Source organism: Enterococcus sp. AZ109 (assembly GCF_051714625.1).
In the GTDB taxonomy this organism is placed as follows: domain Bacteria; phylum Bacillota; class Bacilli; order Lactobacillales; family Enterococcaceae; genus Enterococcus_A.
In genome coordinates this window covers 1,090,370-1,108,095 of sequence record NZ_JBIOSF010000001.1, presented here as the reverse complement: position 1 = coordinate 1,108,095, position 17,726 = coordinate 1,090,370, and the positions used below count along the sequence as shown (strand labels likewise).

General features: G+C 41.1%; 15 protein-coding genes. 12 read left to right on the top strand and 3 right to left on the bottom strand.

Translation table 11 applies throughout. From position 1 onward, the window contains the following. The 9 genes from IGI42_RS05300 to IGI42_RS05260 all read left to right on the top strand — a co-directional run bounded on the left by IGI42_RS05300 (position 1) and on the right by IGI42_RS05260 (position 10,659). Positions 1-1,140 carry a mannitol-1-phosphate 5-dehydrogenase gene (locus IGI42_RS05300; protein ID WP_438714763.1) on the top strand — a complete coding sequence of 380 codons (1,140 nt, stop codon included), beginning with the start codon at positions 1-3 and terminating at the stop codon, positions 1,138-1,140. A gap of 616 nt (positions 1,141-1,756) precedes the next feature. After that, positions 1,757-2,647, top strand: coding sequence for an alpha/beta fold hydrolase (locus tag IGI42_RS05295; RefSeq protein ID WP_438714761.1), 891 nt, complete (start codon positions 1,757-1,759; stop codon positions 2,645-2,647). Positions 2,648-2,805: 158 nt separating this feature from the next. Beyond that, positions 2,806-3,510: a glucosamine-6-phosphate deaminase gene (gene nagB / locus IGI42_RS05290; protein ID WP_438714759.1), complete on the top strand. Its 705-nt coding sequence runs from the start codon at positions 2,806-2,808 to the stop codon at positions 3,508-3,510. Between the two features lie 123 nt (positions 3,511-3,633). Next, on the top strand, positions 3,634-4,305 hold the full coding sequence (locus IGI42_RS05285; protein WP_438714757.1) for a response regulator transcription factor: 672 nt from the start codon (positions 3,634-3,636) through the stop codon (positions 4,303-4,305). Continuing rightward, entirely contained in the window at positions 4,281-5,411 is a 1,131-nt protein-coding gene (locus tag IGI42_RS05280; RefSeq protein WP_438714755.1) for a sensor histidine kinase, read from the top strand. The genes IGI42_RS05285 and IGI42_RS05280 overlap by 25 nt, the downstream gene beginning before the upstream one ends. Positions 5,412-5,948: 537 nt before the next feature. After that, positions 5,949-6,608: an ABC transporter ATP-binding protein gene (locus tag IGI42_RS05275; RefSeq protein ID WP_430748880.1), complete on the top strand. Its 660-nt coding sequence runs from the start codon at positions 5,949-5,951 to the stop codon at positions 6,606-6,608. A gap of 1 nt (position 6,609) precedes the next feature. Further along, entirely contained in the window at positions 6,610-9,093 is a 2,484-nt protein-coding gene (locus tag IGI42_RS05270; protein ID WP_438714753.1) for an ABC transporter permease, read from the top strand. A gap of 96 nt (positions 9,094-9,189) precedes the next feature. Further along, entirely contained in the window at positions 9,190-9,909 is a 720-nt protein-coding gene (locus tag IGI42_RS05265; protein ID WP_438714751.1) for a pseudouridine synthase, read from the top strand. Positions 9,910-9,954: 45 nt separating this feature from the next. Further along, positions 9,955-10,659, top strand: coding sequence for an MgtC/SapB family protein (locus IGI42_RS05260; protein ID WP_438714749.1), 705 nt, complete (start codon positions 9,955-9,957; stop codon positions 10,657-10,659). Between the two features lie 94 nt (positions 10,660-10,753). On the opposite strand, the gene nrdF is transcribed toward IGI42_RS05260, so the two are convergent. The 3 genes from nrdF to nrdH all read right to left on the bottom strand — a co-directional run bounded on the left by nrdF (position 10,754) and on the right by nrdH (position 14,504). Next, entirely contained in the window at positions 10,754-11,719 is a 966-nt protein-coding gene (gene nrdF / locus IGI42_RS05255) for a class 1b ribonucleoside-diphosphate reductase subunit beta (protein WP_438714747.1), read from the bottom strand. Positions 11,720-11,997: 278 nt separating this feature from the next. Then, on the bottom strand, positions 11,998-14,157 hold the full coding sequence (gene nrdE, locus IGI42_RS05250; protein ID WP_438714745.1) for a class 1b ribonucleoside-diphosphate reductase subunit alpha: 2,160 nt from the start codon (positions 14,155-14,157) through the stop codon (positions 11,998-12,000). Positions 14,158-14,285: 128 nt separating this feature from the next. Next, entirely contained in the window at positions 14,286-14,504 is a 219-nt protein-coding gene (gene nrdH, locus IGI42_RS05245) for a glutaredoxin-like protein NrdH (RefSeq protein WP_207671941.1), read from the bottom strand. 355 nt (positions 14,505-14,859) lie between these two features. Here nrdH and IGI42_RS05240 point away from each other — a divergent pair, with 355 nt between their 5' ends. The 3 genes from IGI42_RS05240 to IGI42_RS05230 are packed head-to-tail and all read left to right on the top strand — an operon-like array spanning position 14,860 to position 17,615. Further along, on the top strand, positions 14,860-15,330 hold the full coding sequence (locus tag IGI42_RS05240; RefSeq protein ID WP_438714743.1) for a FeoA family protein: 471 nt from the start codon (positions 14,860-14,862) through the stop codon (positions 15,328-15,330). Beyond that, entirely contained in the window at positions 15,331-17,496 is a 2,166-nt protein-coding gene (gene feoB, locus IGI42_RS05235) for a ferrous iron transport protein B (protein ID WP_438714741.1), read from the top strand. Then, positions 17,484-17,615 (top strand): FeoB-associated Cys-rich membrane protein, encoded by a 132-nt coding sequence (locus IGI42_RS05230; protein ID WP_438714739.1) that lies wholly within the window; start codon positions 17,484-17,486, stop codon positions 17,613-17,615. Before feoB ends, IGI42_RS05230 begins: the two co-directional genes overlap by 13 nt. The last annotated feature ends 111 nt before the right edge of the window (positions 17,616-17,726 follow it).

Below are 17,726 nucleotides of genomic sequence, written 5' to 3'. Positions count from 1 at the left end.
ATGCGGGCAACTCATTTTGGTGCAGGAAATATTGGCCGAGGCTTTATTGGTGAAATTTTAGCAAAAAATGATTTTTCGATTGATTTTGTGGATATCAACGAAACGATTATCGATGCTTTGAAAGAACGGAATGAATACACGATTGAATTAGCTGACGAACAAAAAGAACAAATCCACGTAAATAATGTGACAGGGATTAACAACAAAGACAATCCTGAAGCAGTCGTTGCTTCTGTAGCAGCTGCTGATATCGTTACTACAGCGATCGGTCCTAACGTATTACCATTTATTGCTGAATTAATCGCAAAAGGCATTCAAAAACGTCGTGCCGAAAATGTTACGACACCATTAGATGTGATTGCCTGTGAAAATATGATTGGTGGTAGCCAATTCTTGTTTGAAAAAGTTGAAGGATTTCTAACGGAGGAAGATTTAGCGTATGTTGCTGAATTTGTCGGCTTCCCTAATGCAGCGGTTGACCGGATTGTGCCGATACAGCACCATGAAGATCCACTATTTGTTTCCGTGGAACCTTTCAGTGAATGGGTTGTGGACGAAACGCAATGTAAAAACAAAGACTTGCGATTAAGCAATGTGACGTATGTTGATGATTTAGCTCCTTACATCGAACGTAAATTATTCTCTGTGAACACTGGGCATGCGACAGTTGCTTATACCGGTGCTTGTGCTGGATACAAAACCATCGATGAAGCAATTGGTCACGAGGATGTATTAAACCAGTTGCGAGCAGTTTTAGGTGAAACTGGGAATTTATTAGTAGCTAAGTGGGGCTTTGATTCAGAACAGCATCAAGCTTACATTAATAAAATTGTTGGACGGTTTGAAAATCCCTATATTTCTGACAGCATTGATCGCGTAGCCCGGACACCGATTCGTAAGTTAGGCTACGACGAACGATTCATTCGCCCAATCCGTGAACTAAAAGAACGCGGCTTAGGTTATGTGCATCTAGTAGAAGTAGCTGCGATGATTTTGAAATACAACGATCCTAACGACGAACAAAGCGTGCAGCTACAAACTATGTTGAAAGAAAAATCAGCAGAAGCAGTGATCGCTGAAGTTACCAGCTTAACCGATGAAACCTTAATTGCGGAAATTGCCGCAGCATATAACGCCTAGACTGCCAGTCCTACTTTTAGCAGTTTGCTAAGATAGAAGTAGATACAAAAATTAATTATCGATAAAAAGATTCGAGATGTTTAGTAGGATGGTAAGCGTACGAGGATGAGTTTGATTTTTCGCGGTCTTGGAAAAATCGATTCCTAAAAAGGAGCTAGCTGCCAGTCCTACTTTTAGCAGTATGTCAGGTATGAGAACCAAGTATTAATTGCTTTAACTAATAGTGAATTCAGGATGTTTAGTAGGATGGTAAGCGTACGAGGATAAGCCTGATTTTTCGCGGTCTTGGAAAAATCAATTCCTAAAAAGGAGCTAGCTGCCAGTCCTACTTTTAGCAGTATGTCAGGTATGAGAACCAAGTATTAATTGCTTTAACTAATAGTGAATTCAGGATGTTTAGTAGGATGGTAAGCGTACGAGGATAAGCCTGATTTTTCGTGGTCTTGGAAAAATCAATTCCTTCATTTCGAGCTAGCTGCCAGTCCTACTTTTTTAGTTTGTTCATTAAATAATGATTCCTCTCCTCTTCTTCCGTCTCAAGACAGATAGAATATCTTGTCAAAGAAGAGTATACTTTCAAGAGTAGGAAGGGGATGTATGGATGAGTCAATCAACTGTGGAAAGTGTCTTGATCAATGGCACTAAGCTCTTTTATTCAATAAATAAAGGATCAATAAAAAAGCCGCTCATTTTATATCTTCATGGTGGACCAGGTGATGCGTGTATTCCGTTGACCAAAAAGTTTAATGCAACTCTTGAAAAGGATTTTACCTTTGTTAATTTAGAACAGCGGGGATGTGGGCTGTCCTATTATCCTTTCTCAAAATCTGAGGAGTTGTCTGTCCAAACTATTTTGGAGGATATTTATCAGTTTGTTCTTTATTTATTGGTACAAGGTAAACAAAATAAAATTATCTTGATGGGACATTCGTGGGGATCAGTTCTAGGCATACTCTTTATCAAGGAACATCCCGAAGTGGTTTCTAAGTATATTGGTGTTGGGCAAGTAGTTAATATGAGTAAAAACATTGAATTACAAAAAGAATATTTGAATAAAACAGGACAAGGAGATAGGATTGACAGCCTAGATTTTATTAACGATCCTGTTTCTTCAAGTTTAACCTTAACTAAAAAAATTGTTTCGACAGGTGGTTCGCTTTATGGCAAGAAAAATTATACCAAACTCATCCTGCCCTTTGTTTTTTCAAAGGATTATTCTATTAAGGACTTAGTTCATCGAATAAAGGGTTCGAATCAGTCTATTATTGCTTTTTGGGAGGAATTGCTGGAAATTAATTTGGAGTCTATTACTGAATTTGCCATGCCAGTCCTGTTTTGCGAAGGCAGACATGATTATCATGTCCCTTCAATACTAGCTGCTGAATATTTTTCTAGCATTAACAGCTCTAAAAGACTTGTTTGGTTTGAAAACTCGGCACATTTTCCACAATGGGAAGAGCCGGAAAAATTTAATTTCGAAATAACAGCTTTTGTTAATACGCTATAAATTATTCAAGGGAGGGCAACCTCTCTTTTTTTCATGCATTGATACTATCAATTCTATCCTCATCAAATTCTTAAAATTTGGTCTAGACAAATCTATTGCTTATTCTTTCACGAGGTGGTAAAATTGGTGTATACCAAATAGACAAAGGAGCGTTTACCATGGAAGTAATTCGCGTAAAAGATGCCCAAGAAGGCGGCAAAAAAGCATTTGAACTGATTAAAGACGGTATGGCTAACGGAGCGAAGGTATTAGGCTTGGCAACTGGAAGCACTCCTGAAACTTTATATCAAGAAATGACTAGCAGTGATTTAGATTTTTCTGATATGACTTCTGTAAACTTAGATGAATACGTAGGTTTAGGTGGCGAAGATACGCAAAGCTACCGCTACTTCATGAATGATCGTTTATTTAATAAAAAACCTTTCAAAGAAACTTTTGTACCGAACGGCAAAGCTGACGACTTGGCAGCTGAATGCAAGCATTACGATGAAGTAATCGCAGCGCATCCAATTGATATCCAAGTATTAGGAATCGGTCGTAATGGACACATCGGCTTCAACGAACCTGGCACACCATTTACCGAAACAACCCATGTGGTAGAACTGACTGAATCAACTATCGAAGCAAACAAAGTGTATTTCGACAAAGCAGAAGATGTACCTACTACTGCCGTTTCAATGGGGATTGGTTCAATCATGCCAAGTAAAAAGATTTTGCTATTGGCCTTTGGCGAAGTAAAAGCTGATGCCATTAAAGGCATGATCGAAGGTCCTGTAACGGAAGATCTACCAGCAAGCATTCTGCAAAAACATGATGACGTAATCGTGATTATCGACGAAGCAGCAGCCAGCAAATTAGCATAAACAGAAATTTCTTAGGACTCTCAAATCGAGGGTCCTATTTTTTTACGCCCAAATAAAGATTGTGTGTGAGGATATTCCTTGATAAAGTTAAAGTAAGACATACTAGAGGAATGAGGAACTCTCATGCGAAGAATTTTATTACTGGAAGACGATATTAATTTAAATAGAGGAATCAATTTGTGTTTAACCAAAGAAGGCTATGAAGTGATGTCTTGCTTTGACATTGCCGCAGCCAAAGCCGCCTTCAAAGCTCTGGAAATCGACTTAATTATTAGCGATATTTCTTTACCAGATGGCAGCGGGCTGGATTTCTGCCAGGAGATTCGCCGCCAGTCCAAGGTGATGATTATCATGCTCACCAGCTACAATCAAGAATACGATATCGTGGCTGGTTATGAACACGGGGCTGATGACTATGTGACCAAGCCCTTCAGTTTGATGGTGTTGGTTTCTAAGGTGAACGCCTTAATTAAGCGAATTGCTGAGCCCAGTAGTGATATGCTAATCTCAGATGATCTCAGTCTGTCCTTATCTGAAATGAAGGTTACTCTAAGCAACGAACCACTGCCCCTTAGCAAGACCGAACTGAAAATATTGACGATCTTCATGAAAAATCCGAAACAGATCCTTTCCTCCGAACAGCTGCTGGAACACATTTGGGATGTCAAAGGGGATTATGTAGACAGCAACACGGTTTCCGTCAATATCAGTCGTTTACGGCAAAAAATCGGCAAGGAAAAAATCAGAACCGTCAGAGGAGTGGGTTATCTATGGGTACACGACGTGCAAAAATAATCGCACCCTTTATTTTAATCATCTTCATCAGCCTCGGTTTGGTGATCTGGAATCTTGCTAAAATGCAGCAGGCCTTGCACTACGAACGGGTCACAACGTTAGGTCAGTTGGCAGAAAATCAGGAGATCCCAGAGCCTCAGTTAATCGAGGCCTTTAATGCTGAGGGAACTGAAGAGGACTACACAAGAGGGGGAGAACTTGAAGCAAAGTATGGCATGAGTACGCGCCAGACTAGTTTTGAACAGCTGATCCGACGATTCGCTCTGCGCAACCTGTTAATTATTGTTGGAACTTTTCTGGTGTTGATCGGACTGGTCATTTGGAATTTAAGAAAACAAAGAAAATTGCAGGAAAAAGCCGCCGAATTAGAGGATCAATACCAAACTGAAAAAAGTCAATACCAGGTTCTTTTGCAGCGGACCCAGCAGGAAGACGGACAAATCAAATCCAGCATCACTGATATTGCTCACCAATTAAAAACGCCGGTGGCTTCCTTAAAGCTCAGCCTGGATATCGCACTTTCCGATAAATATTCAGCCGATGAACGCCAAGATTTCAGCGAGCAGGCCTTGATTCAGATCAACAAACTGGATTTGATGCTGGACGGCTTAGCCAAGATTTCCCAAATGGAAACGGACCTGATTCAAATCAATCCGCAACGCTATTCCCTAAAGGAGCTGGCTAAAGAAGCCATCAACAGTGTGATTATCAAGGCGATTGAAAAGGACATCGAGATTGAGCTGACTGAAATCGTTGACGCGGATATTTTTGTCGACCATAAATGGACCTTAGAAGCCATCAGCAATGTTTTGGAAAATGCCATCAAGTATTCACCTGCTGATACCACTATCCAAGTAACTGGAAAAGTATTAACGACTTATGCTGTGTTGGAAGTTATCGACCAAGGACCTGGTATCTCAGCCACGGAACAAAACAAGATCTACCAGCGTTTTTATCGCGGCAACAACAGTGAAGCTGTGGATGGATCGGGGGTTGGCTTGTATTTAACCCGCAAAATCATCGAGGAACAAGGCGGTACAATTATGGTAAAAAACCGCCAGCCAACCGGCGCCAACTTCCAGCTGACTTTTCCGTTAGCTCGCTAATTTCTTATCAAGCGAAGAAAGTATACGTTTTTCACAATTGAAAATATTGTACCAACAAGGTTAACGATGTCCGGCTTAGCAAACTAGTTTGCCAGTTCCACTTTTCACAGTAAAAAAAGTTGGTTTATCAGATAATCAGGTTTTAACGAGTATCAGGTTTGAGCCGCTTAGTGGAATGGTATGCGTACGAGAATAAAGTGAATTTTTACAGAAAATTCACTACCGCATTAAGGAGCTAACTTTGTCGGCATTAAGCGAAAGTTTGGAGAAACTTGAGAAGCACCAAGTAGGTACCAATCAACATCAGCTTCTGCGATCGCTGTGTTTCTTGGCAGTTTATCCAAACTTTAGTCTTAATGCTGTGATACACAACGACTGCCTTAGCAGAGTTGATGTAGAACAGTACCTAATCGGTGCTCCAAAGCTGAACGAGTTTGCGAAGCCTTTCTTATCTTACAATTTTGTAAAGTTCCTTGAAAGGGAACTGCAAGGTTCAGCCATTAAACTAAAGGTAAGATAAGAGAGAGGGAGATGACCATGATCTTAAGAATTAGAGATTTAGTCAAGCATTACGACGATGGGAATTCAATTGTAAAGGCTGTAGACCATGTTGATTTAGATGTTCACCAAGGAGAATTCGTGGCAATTGTCGGCAAGTCCGGCTCCGGGAAAAGTACCCTCTTGAATTTAATCGGCGGCTTGGATCGACCGGATGCCGGCGAAGTGCTGGTGGAAGGCAAAAATATCTATCGCATGAAGGATGAGCAGCTGGCAGTTTTCCGTCGTCAAAAGGTGGGTTTTGTTTTCCAGAATTATAATTTGATTCCTTCTTTGAACGTTTGGGAAAATGTCGTTCTGCCGATTGGATTGGACAATCGTAAGGTGAACGTTGCCTTTGTAGAGGATTTACTGAAGACAATTGGCTTACTTGATCGAAAAGATGCCTTGCCTAGCATGCTTTCTGGCGGGCAGCAGCAGCGGGTGGCGATCGCCCGAGCGATTGCTTCACAGCCGGCGATTGTGTTAGCTGATGAGCCAACGGGAAATTTAGATACCAAGACCGAGCTGGAGGTTATGACGCTCTTAAAAAGCTCAGTTGAGAAATTTGGCCAGACCTTAATCGTGATTACTCATGATGAAGGAATTGCCCAAACTGCTGACCGGATTATTCACATTGAAGACGGGCAGGTGGTCTAAAATGAAAATGATCAATTCGGTGGCTTGGGCCAACACTAAATATCACCGCAGTAAAAACCTGCTTTCCGGAATTGCTATTATTTTGACTACGTTGCTGGTTTTTTTGATTTTGACAATGGGTTTAGGGGTTGTGCATACCCAAAACGCAGCGGTCAATGAAGTTTTCCCCACCTTCCATGCCATGTTCCGCGGCTTCTCAGAGGAGAAAAAGGATCAGCTGGCGCAGCATGCTGCCTTGGAAACGTATGGCTTGCGTCAAGATGTCGGACGATCAACGCTAGGTGATACCCAGGTCGTTATGCTTTACATGGATCAAAATGCTTTGGACCTAAACAAAGTAGTCATGGATGGACGGGCGCCAGAAAAAGAAAACGAAGCGGCTCTTTCAACATCCACCCTAAAAGCCTACGGTTATGAGGGAGCGAAAATAGGTGATAGTGTTCTCCTACCTTTTCAACCATATACGAAAGATGGAACGGGGATCGAAGAGCAGCAAACCTTTACGATTTCCGGTTTAATTGAAGAGACAGGAACTTCTAATAATGCTAAACAAAAAGTCTACTCCATGATGGTATCAAAATCATTTATGGAAACATATATTCCAGTTGATCAGCGGGATTATCGGGTGCTTCTGCGCCTGACACCAGAAGAAGCCCGAACAACTGATGGCATTGAAGCAGCCACCAAGGAAATCGGCAAAAGCTTTGACGTACTGGAAAGTGATATTGTGACAAATGATGACTATTTGTTTGCCAATTACACCGATCCGGCTTTCTATAGTGGGATGGCCATCATCGTGGTCATTATCTCCGTCGCCGGCGCTTTAACGATTTACAGTATTTACTATGTGTCCTTAATCAGTAAAGTCCAAGAGTTCGGTAAGCTGAAGGCCCTAGGTGCAACCAAAAAACAAGTGCGTCAAATTGTTTTAAAGGAAAATCTGCTGGTAGCAGCGATTGCGATTCCCGTTGGTTTAGTTATCGGGAGTGCAGGAGTCTTACTGTTTTTTGAAAAATTAGTTGAAGCCTTCGACTTAGGAGGAGACATCCTGACCACTACGATGCGGCAGGTATTGTCTAATGGAGAAGTTCAGCTGATTGTTCCTTGGATCGTGGCATTAAGTATCGGAATTTCCCTTTTGACAGTGATCATCGCTTCTTTAAGACCGATGCGCTTAGCCAGCAAAATTATGCCGATTGAAGCCATCCGTTACACCGGTCAAAATGAAACCAAGCGTAAAAAACGCAAAGGGTTTATCGATCTAAACCTTGAGCGTCTAACCGGTGCCAACTTATCAAGAAACAAAAAGCGAACCATCATAACGATCGTTTCGCTGGGATTAATCGGGATTTTATTTGTGACAGTCTCAACCGTCTTCAATTGTATGGACCCGCAGGATATTGCTCGGCAGGAAATGGCGGAAGACTTCCGGCTGGAGCTGGACACCTGGGGCGGCGATCAGATGGCGCCGGAGCGGGATTGGAATAACCTGCAGCAAAATAATCCATTAACGCCAGAAACCCTCCAGCAAATTGCCGCAATTCCCGGCGTTGAAGAAGTAGACCCTCATATAACCATCCATGGAGAAATCCCTGAATTTAAAGAATTAAATGCAGGGAAATCATTGAATGTTTCCATTGGAGGGATCACTCAGGATCAGATGGATGAAGTGCATGCTAATTTAGACAAAGGCGATGTCACCTATGAAGATTTAGCCGGAAAAGATACTTTAATTGCCTGTGGGTTTATTTCCCATAATTATCCTGAGCTGGAAATTGGTGAAACTGTCGATGTGACTATTTTCGATGGCAACGAAAGCTTCGTCAAAAAGATGACGATTGTTGCAGCGGGTGATTTCCCAAAAAGCCTCGATAATTACAATACTCTCTTGGCCTCGGAAGAAACCATCAAAGGCTTCTCAAACAATAATTTAACTAGCCATGTAGATATCAAGGCGGATCAGGATCAGCTGTCGGAAGTTAAACAACAGCTGGAAGCCATCAAAGCCGAAAGCGAGTTTTATGAATTAGACAGCTTCGAGGATCGGCTGGAAATATGGGAATCAGGCACGTTGATAATGCGAGGTGCCGGCTACGCCATTTTGCTAGTTCTGGCAATTGTCGGGATCATGAATCTAGTTAATACGACAATTGATAGTATCTTAAGTCGAAAAAAAGAGCTGGGGATTATGCAGGCGATCGGCATGTCTAACAGTCAAATGAAGAAGATGCTGCGGCTGGAAGGGATGTTTTACGCTGGTGGGATTGTCCTGCTGGCGGCCGGATTGGGCAGTATCATTGGTTATCTAGTGTTCTTATATGTTGAAGCCGAAGGGATTATGCAGATAAGAACCTACAGTTATCCCTTCCTGCAGGTGATTCTGCTGATCGTTGTCGTCGTCTTCGTTCAGCTGATTTTGACAGCAGCCACCATTCACCTAGTCAATAAAGAAACCGTCATTACCCGGATTCAAGCTTCTGAATAATGGAACACCTTGCCGACTATCTCACTGATAGTCGGTTTTTCGATTTATCTAAGCGGATTTGTGTGGCATAATAAAGAAAAAATCGAGGAGCGTCCTATGCGTTTAGATAAATATTTAGCCGAAGCCGGCCTTGGCAGCCGCAAAGAAGTCAAACAGTACATTAAAAAAGGTCAAGTGACCGTCAATGACCAGGTAGAGAAAAAGGACAAAGCCCAAGTTGATCTTTTGAAGGATGTAGTGGTTTTTGGCGGTGAAGTAATCAAGTATCAAGAATTTTACTATTATTTGTTAAATAAACCGGCTGGTGTCGTTAGTGCCACCGAAGATAAAAAGGAACGAACGGTGATGGATTTATTTGTGGAAGCTGATTATCGCAAAGATTTATTTCCAGTGGGGCGTTTGGATAAGGATACGGAAGGCTTTTTGCTGATTACCAATGATGGACAGCTGGCTCATGAGTTATTGTCCCCTAAAAAACATGTGGAGAAGGAATATTTGGCTCAAGTTAAGGGAATCATGAATGAGCAAGACCAACAAACCTTCATCAATGGAATTCAGATGGATGGGGAGTTTACTTTACCAGCCAAGTTGATGATTGACGAAATCGATAAGGAAAAGCAAATTTCAACAGTGCGGATTGTTTTAAAAGAAGGCAAGTTCCATCAGGTCAAGCGGATGGTGAAGGCTTGCGGTAAAGAAGTGACCTATTTGAAACGAATCCGAATGGGCGGACTAGTTTTACCTGTAGACCTAGCTAAAGGTGATTACCGTGAATTAAGCGGGGAAGAATTGGACCAATTGAAAGCTTCAAAATAATTGTCCGCCGAATGAAGTGCTATACTTAAATAGAGGTGATCGAAAATGGAAATGGATTTGTCTATCACAGAAATCATGCTTCGCTTACTCATTGCCATGGTAATGGGTGGCGCAATCGGTATTGAACGAGAGTACCGCAATCGACCAGCCGGTATTCGAACCCATATCTTGGTTTGTATGGGGGCCACCATCATTGCTTTGATCCAAACTGAAATCGCCAGCAATTCTCTGCGCTATGCGATTGAAAATCCGGAACTGGCCGGTGTTGTTCGCTCCGATGAGGCGCGTCTGATTGCCCAAGTTGTCAGCGGGGTAGGTTTCTTAGGTGCTGGAACGATTATCGTCACCAATCGTTCGATTACCGGATTGACCACCGCAGCTTCCATTTGGGCGGGGGCTGGATTAGGTTTAGCCATCGGAATGGGTTATTATAATATCGCCCTTGCCAGTTTTGTTGGCGTCATGCTGGCATTGACGGTAGTGAAGAAAATTATCAAGGTTCATGCTATCAAAAAACTAGAGATTCGCTTTATCCACCGGGAAGAGACAAAAGAGTTTATCATGAACTACTTCGAAAGCAAAAAGATCGAGGTGGAAAATGTCGACTTCAATGTGGATTTTCGCAATGATTATCGGATTTACACCAACGTCTACACAATTGATCTGCCAAAGGGGTTGTCCTACACCGATGTGATTGAGGATTTGTCTATGTACAAAAATATTACGAAGCTGCGATTGATTAATGTATAAAAAAAGGCATTATGGAGGATTGATAGTCACAATCTTCCATAATGTTTTTTTGCATGGACGGCTTCCATTAACGTTCTGGAGAGGGCCAATTTATTTATTCTAAACCAATCAAGTAATCTTCATCATTCATGGCTTCCACTTGGCCTAGTAAATAGCCGTTCCCAACTTGGGAGAAGAAATCATGGTTGCTGGTGCCAGTTGAGATTCCATTCATTACGATTGGATTCACGTCATCAGCCGTGTCTGGAAATAGTGGGTCCATTCCAAGGTTCATCAAGGCTTTGTTGGCATTGTAACGCAGAAAGGTCTTCACTTCTTCGGTCCAACCGACTTCATCGTACAATTCTTCGGTATAGCGTTCTTCGTTTTCGTACAATTCATACAATAAATCGTACATCCATTCCTTCAAACGTTCTTGTTCTTCAATCGGTTGTTCATTGAAGCCCCGTTGAAATTTGTAACCGATATATGTTCCGTGAACTGATTCGTCGCGGATAATCAGTTTAATAATTTCCGCAACATTTGCCAGCTTGTTGTTTCCTAAATAATAAAGTGGGGTATAGAACCCAGAATAAAATAGGAAGGTTTCTAAAAAGACACTGGCAATTTTTTTCTCAAGCGGCGTACCGTTTTTGTAAATTTCATTGACGCGTTCAGCTTTTTTTTGCAAATAGACATTGGTATTGGTCCATTCAAAGATGTCATCAATTTCTGCTTTGGTATTCAAGGTACTAAAAATTGATGAATAGCTTTTGGCATGAACAGATTCCATGAATTGGATATTGTTCAGAACGGCTTCTTCATGAGGCGTACGAACGTCAGCCCGCAGCTGTTCCATTCCGCTTTCTGATTGAACTGTATCCAAAAGAGTTAAGCCGCCAAAAACATAGCCTACCACTTTTTTCTCCAAATCAGATAGCTTGCGCCAGTCATCCAAATCGTTGGATAAAGGAATCCGAGTATCTAACCAAAATTGCTCCGTCAGCTTCTCCCAGGTGGATTTATCAATCACGTCTTCAATTTCATTCCAGTTAATGGCTTTGTAATAAGTTTCTGCCATGTAGTTTCCTCCTTGATCTTGCTTTATACTGCTAAACATCACGAATCTAGTTGTAGATTCGTGATGTAGGGGTGTTGTTTGCTTACGGTTGTGCTGCTAGTTGTGGAACTTACTGGCAGCTAACTCCGTGTAAAAGAATTGATTTTTCGAAAACCACGAAAAATCAGTCTGATTGTCGAACGCATACCATCCTGCTAGACATGTTCATCAAGGGATGAATGGTATATTTATTATCAGTCTCTTTTACAATACTAAACTGCGAAAAGCAGGACTGGTAATTAAATCACACAACTTTCACATTGGTTTGAACCGATCTCTTCGGCGTCTTCAGTGAAGGTACGTACGTAGTAGATGGATTTGCAACCTTTGTAGAAGGCGTAGTTACGTAAAATGTTCAAGTCACGGGTTGTTTGCTTCGTTTCATTTTTCCATTCATACAAGCCGCGTGGAATTTCAGAACGCATAAACAAAGTTAAGCTCATGCCTTGGTCGATGTGTTGTTGAGCTGTTGCATATACATCAATCACTTTTCGCATATCCATGTCATAAGCAGAAGTGTAGTATGGCAAGGTTTCATTATTCAAGAAAGGCGCTGGATAGTAGATTTTGCCAATTTTCTTTTCTTGACGCTCTTCAATCAAGCGAGTGATTGGGTGCAAGCTAGCACTCGTGTCATTAATATAAGAAATTGAGCCGTTTGGTGCAACAGCTAAACGATTTTGGTGATACAAGCCGTCTTTTTGAATGGCTGCTTTTAGTGCTTCCCAATCTTCTTTGGTTGGCACAAAAATATCCTTGAAGATTTCTTTAACTTTATCAGTTTTTGGCAAGAACTCATTAGTCAAATATTTGTCGAAGTAAGTACCATCGGCATATTTTGATTTTTCAAAGTTATGGAACACTTGCTTGCGTTCTTTGGCAATTTGGTTGCTTTCCATTAAAGTCCAGTAGTTCAATAAGGTAAAGTAAATGTTGGTGAAATCAATGGATTCCTTGGAACCGTAAATCATCTGGTTTTTAGCAAAATAGGTATGCAGACCCATTGCTCCCAAACCAATCGTATGGTTCAAGCTGTTGCCGTTTTGGATCGAAGGAACCACATCAATAGTTGATGCATCGGTAATATAAGTTAAACCGCGAACCATCGTGCGCACAGACTGACCGAAGTCCGGGCTATCCATTAAGTTCACAATATTAGTAGAACCTAAGTTACATGAAATGTCTGTTCCTAACTCATCGTATTCTTGACGATCGTTAATAGCTGATGGTGTTTGGACCTGTAAAATTTCTGAACACAGGTTACTCATTACAATTTTGCCATCAATCGGATTGGCTTTATTCGCCGTATCGATATTGATGATATAAGGGTAACCAGATTCCTGCTGTAATTTAGACAATTCATTTTCAAGATCACGGGCACGAATTTTTTTCTTGCGAATATTTGGGTTTGCGACTAAGTTATCGTACTCTTTGGTGATATCTACGTAAGAATAAGGCACACCGTATTCTTTTTCGATGCCGTAAGGGCTGAACAAATACATATCTTCATTTTTACGGGCCAATTCGTAGAACTTATCTGGTACCGTTACACCTAATGACAATGTTTTTACGCGAATTTTTTCATCGGCATTTTCTTTTTTGGCAGATAAGAAGACTTCAATGTCGGGATGAAACACGTCCAAATAAACCACACCGGCCCCTTGACGTTGACCTAATTGATTAGAATAAGAAAAGCTGTCTTCGAACAATTTCATCACTGGAACCACACCGCTAGCTGCTCCATCATAGCCTTTGATAGGTGCGCCGGCTTCTCGCAAGTTGGATAAGTTAATCCCTACGCCGCCACCGATACGTGACAGCTGCAATGCTGAGTTGATCGAACGGCCAATACTGTTCATGTCATCAGTTACTTGAATTAAGAAACAAGACACCAATTCGCCACGACGTTTTCTGCCGGCATTCAAAAATGATGGGGTAGCTGGCTGGTAACGTTGATGAATCATTTCATCGGCCAAGCGCATTGCCAATTCTTCGTCGCCGTTAGCGAAATACAACGCATTATAAGCCACACGATCTTCATAGCTTTCCAAGTACTCAGTGCCTTCATTGTTTTTCAAAGCATATTGAGAATAGAACTTGTAAGCAGCCATAAAGGATTTAAAGGTAAAATTTTGTTCATCTAAATAGGTAAACAAACGATCAATAAATGCTGGTGAATAGTTAGCAACAAATTCTTCCTCTAAATAATCCTGTTCTAATAGGTAAGAAATTTTTTCCTGCACCGTGGCAAACTTGTGAGTGTTCGGCTCCACATTTTCTTTAAAGAAAGCATCTAGGGCTTCCTTGTCCTTGTTCAACGGGATTTGTCCATTGACGGGACGGTTGATTTCATTATTTAGTTTAAAGTAGCTTACGTCTCCTATGTCTTTTAGGCTCATTTCGTCACATCTTTCCTTATTCATAGTTTTGGACCAATTCTTCTAATGAAAAATTAGTCCATCATTGTCTTGCATCTATTCGTTTAAAAGAAGAAACTTTGCAATCTTCTGACTGCAAAGTTTACAGGTTAAGCTAAGGCTTTTAGTTGATCAGGTCTAAAACCGATGATCGCTGATTGACCGCCAAACACGACTGGCACACTTTGGAATCCTTGATCTTTCAAGAAATCTAATGCCGCTGGCTCATTATCAATATTTACTTCTTCAAAGGGAATGCTATTGTCAGATAAATAACGTTTTGTCATTTTACACTGCATACAATTATTTTTCGAATATACTTTAACCATAAAAAGGCCTCCTTTTTTCTACACTTCTTAGTATAAAAGATGTACCAGAAAAGTCAATCATAAGATACTACATCTTGTGCCGGTGGGAAGTCCATACACAATAGTTTGTGTTTTTTGGAAAAGCGTGAAAACGCCATATTTCAGAGATTATAGTCACTTTAAACAAAGAATGAGGTCAGTCAATGTTTTTTTACTAAGTGAAAAAAATTTAGAATAACTAGTTCTGAATATTCATAACTATAAAATCGCTAATTTGTCAACTGAAATGCTCAAGATTTTATTGACTTCTAATGACAATAATTGTATTCTAAATGAGAAAGATTATCATTATTAATGAAAACAAGTGGAGGGCGCCATGACAACGTTAGCAGAAACCCCGTTAAATAAAGTTGTACAAATTGAAAACATTCAGCTGGATGCTGAGTTGAAACGCCGTATGCAAGATTTAGGCATGACTGTCGGAACGAAAGTGGCGGTTGTGAATCATTCGGATGATAATAGTATTGTTTTATTACATAATGCTCGAGTTGCCTTGGATCAGTCTTTATTGATGAAGATAGTTGTGAATGAAGTAATAGAAGAACAGCGAGCTTGGGTATCGTTAGACCAGCTGGCTGTAGGCGATACTGGACAAATTGTGACGGTTCATGGTACTGGTGCAGTGAAGCGCCGTTTAATGGATATGGGTTTGACTAAGGGAACTGAGGTAAAAGTAGTAAAATTAGCTCCTCTCGGTGATCCGATGGAAATTCGAGTTCGCGGATATGAATTAAGCTTACGGAAAAATGAATCTGAGATGGTTGTTGTAGCTAGGGAGGCGAGATAGATGGCAGAATTGCATATTGCTTTAGCCGGAAATCCCAATAGTGGGAAGACCAGTACCTTTAACATCTTAACCGGTACCAATCAGTTTGTAGGAAACTGGCCCGGAGTAACAGTAGAACGTAAAGAAGGAAAGTACAAAAAGCAACAAGAAATAATTATTGATGACCTGCCCGGTATTTATTCTTTATCACCCTACTCACCCGAAGAAGTGGTGGCGCGGGACTATTTATTATCAAATATACCGGATGCCATTTTAAATATTGTCGATGGCACCAATCTAGAACGAAATCTTTATTTAACGACCCAGCTGATTGAAACAGGAATTCCGGTAGTCGTTGCTGTTAACATGATGGACCTGGTTAAAAAAGATGGCAAACAGATTAACCTCGAAAAACTGTCTTATGCTTTGGGCGTTCCTGTAATTGGCATCAGTGCACTGAAAAATTGGGGGCTGGATAAAGCGGTGGAACAAGCGATTGAATCTGCTAAGAATCCACAAGAAGAACTAACTTTCCCTCATTATGATAAACGAGTAGAGGCAGCCTTAAGTGAAATTACCAACGTCTTAGGCAATACGGTTTTAGAAAAATACAGTCGTTGGTACAGTGTAAAACTGTTTGAACGAGATGTTCGAGCTCAGGATGAATTAGCCCTAAGCAGTATCCAACAAAAAGAAATCGAAGAAACAATCAAAATCACGGAACGAATCATCGGTGATGATGCTGAAACCATTATCATTAATGAACGTTATGATTTTATTACGCATTTAAGAGCTTTATGTATGGTAGATAATGAAGAGTTTAAACTTTCACTATCGGATAAAATTGACCGCATTGTGACCAATCGTTTCTTGGCGTTACCAATTTTCGCTTTTGTAATGTGGTTAATTTACTACATTTCCATCCAAACGATCGGGGTTATGGGAACAGATTGGGTCAACGATGTTCTATTCGGCGAAGCTGTGCCGAACTTTGTTGGCAATGTCTTGGCATCATGGAATGTCGCCGATTGGATGCAAAGCTTGATCTTAGACGGAATTATTGCCGGTGTCGGAGCTGTTTTAGGTTTCTTACCACAATTAATGGTCTTGTTCTTCTGTTTAGCTTTGTTGGAAGACTGCGGCTATATGGCTCGGATCGCTTTTGTGATGGACCGGATTTTCCGTAAATTTGGTTTGTCAGGTAAATCGTTTATTCCCATGTTGATTGCCACTGGTTGTGGTGTCCCTGGGGTAATGGCGAGTCGTACGATCGAAAACGAAAAGGATCGTCGCATGACGGCGATGTTAACGACTTTCATGCCTTGTTCAGCGAAATTACCGATCATTGCGTTAGTTGCGGGTGCTTTCTTCCCTAATAGCAGCTGGGTAGCACCATCGGCTTACTTTATTGGGATGGGTGCCATTGTGTTATCAGGGATCGCCTTGAAGAAAACTAAATTATTCGCTGGGGATCCAGCACCATTCATCATGGAATTACCGTTGTACCATATGCCAAGAATTAGCAATACGTTGCGCTATACGTATGATCATAGTAAAGCCTTTGTTAAACGGGCAGGGACAATTATCTTTGTTTCTAGTATTATTATCTGGTTTATTTCCAGCTATAACTTCTCATTACAATCAGTGGATGAGAATGATAGTATCTTAGCCTTTCTAGGCGGAATAATTGCGCCGATCTTTGCGCCATTAGGCTGGGGAGACTGGCGGGGCGCTGTGGCAGCCATTACTGGTTTAGTCGCGAAGGAAAATGTTATCGGCACCTTTGGTATTTTGTACCGACATGCTGAAGTAGCTGAAGATGGTGTAGAAATATGGACAGCATTACGTGCTGCCTATACACCAGTTGCCGGCTATTCGTTCTTAGTATTCAATCTACTGTGTGCGCCTTGTTTTGCTGCTATGGGTGCGATTCACCGAGAAATGGGTGATATGAAGTGGACGGTTCGCGCGATTGCTTACCAATGTGGACTTGCTTATGTCGTCAGCTTCATTATTTATCAAATCGGTCATGTGATCTTTGAAGGTGGAAATATCGGTTTTGGAGTGGTTCTTGCTGTTGCTTTAGTTGTTGTGCTGTTATACTTCATAGTAAGAAGACCAGTTAATCGCACACCAATTGTGACGATTGAACACATCAAAGAGGTGAAAGAAGAATGGCAACCTTAGTCCTATCCGTATTGATTTTTGGCAGTGCCGGTGTCATTGTGTATCGTAAAATAAAAAATGGCAGTTCCTGCGAAGAGTGCACTTGCAGCTGTCCAGTCAAAAGTGAACAAGAGAAGTAATGCTCTATGCCGCAGCGAGAAAAAAATCTCCTGCGGCTTTTTATTTTGCTATATATAATAGTAGAAAAGGTGACTATCATATATTTCTGCTAAAAACCATGACTCGTTATG

Coding starts and splice junctions, on each gene's coding strand:
- IGI42_RS05300 (WP_438714763.1), top strand. CDS start 1: ATGCGGGCAACTCATTTTGGTGCAGGAAATATTGGCCGAGGCTTTATT.
- nagB (WP_438714759.1), top strand. CDS start 2,806: ATGGAAGTAATTCGCGTAAAAGATGCCCAAGAAGGCGGCAAAAAAGCA.
- IGI42_RS05285 (WP_438714757.1), top strand. CDS start 3,634: ATGCGAAGAATTTTATTACTGGAAGACGATATTAATTTAAATAGAGGA.
- IGI42_RS05280 (WP_438714755.1), top strand. CDS start 4,281: ATGGGTACACGACGTGCAAAAATAATCGCACCCTTTATTTTAATCATC.
- IGI42_RS05275 (WP_430748880.1), top strand. CDS start 5,949: ATGATCTTAAGAATTAGAGATTTAGTCAAGCATTACGACGATGGGAAT.
- IGI42_RS05270 (WP_438714753.1), top strand. CDS start 6,610: ATGAAAATGATCAATTCGGTGGCTTGGGCCAACACTAAATATCACCGC.
- IGI42_RS05265 (WP_438714751.1), top strand. CDS start 9,190: ATGCGTTTAGATAAATATTTAGCCGAAGCCGGCCTTGGCAGCCGCAAA.
- IGI42_RS05260 (WP_438714749.1), top strand. CDS start 9,955: ATGGAAATGGATTTGTCTATCACAGAAATCATGCTTCGCTTACTCATT.
- nrdF (WP_438714747.1), bottom strand. CDS start 11,719: ATGGCAGAAACTTATTACAAAGCCATTAACTGGAATGAAATTGAAGAC.
- nrdE (WP_438714745.1), bottom strand. CDS start 14,157: ATGAGCCTAAAAGACATAGGAGACGTAAGCTACTTTAAACTAAATAAT.
- nrdH (WP_207671941.1), bottom strand. CDS start 14,504: ATGGTTAAAGTATATTCGAAAAATAATTGTATGCAGTGTAAAATGACA.
- IGI42_RS05240 (WP_438714743.1), top strand. CDS start 14,860: ATGACAACGTTAGCAGAAACCCCGTTAAATAAAGTTGTACAAATTGAA.
- feoB (WP_438714741.1), top strand. CDS start 15,331: ATGGCAGAATTGCATATTGCTTTAGCCGGAAATCCCAATAGTGGGAAG.
- IGI42_RS05230 (WP_438714739.1), top strand. CDS start 17,484: ATGGCAACCTTAGTCCTATCCGTATTGATTTTTGGCAGTGCCGGTGTC.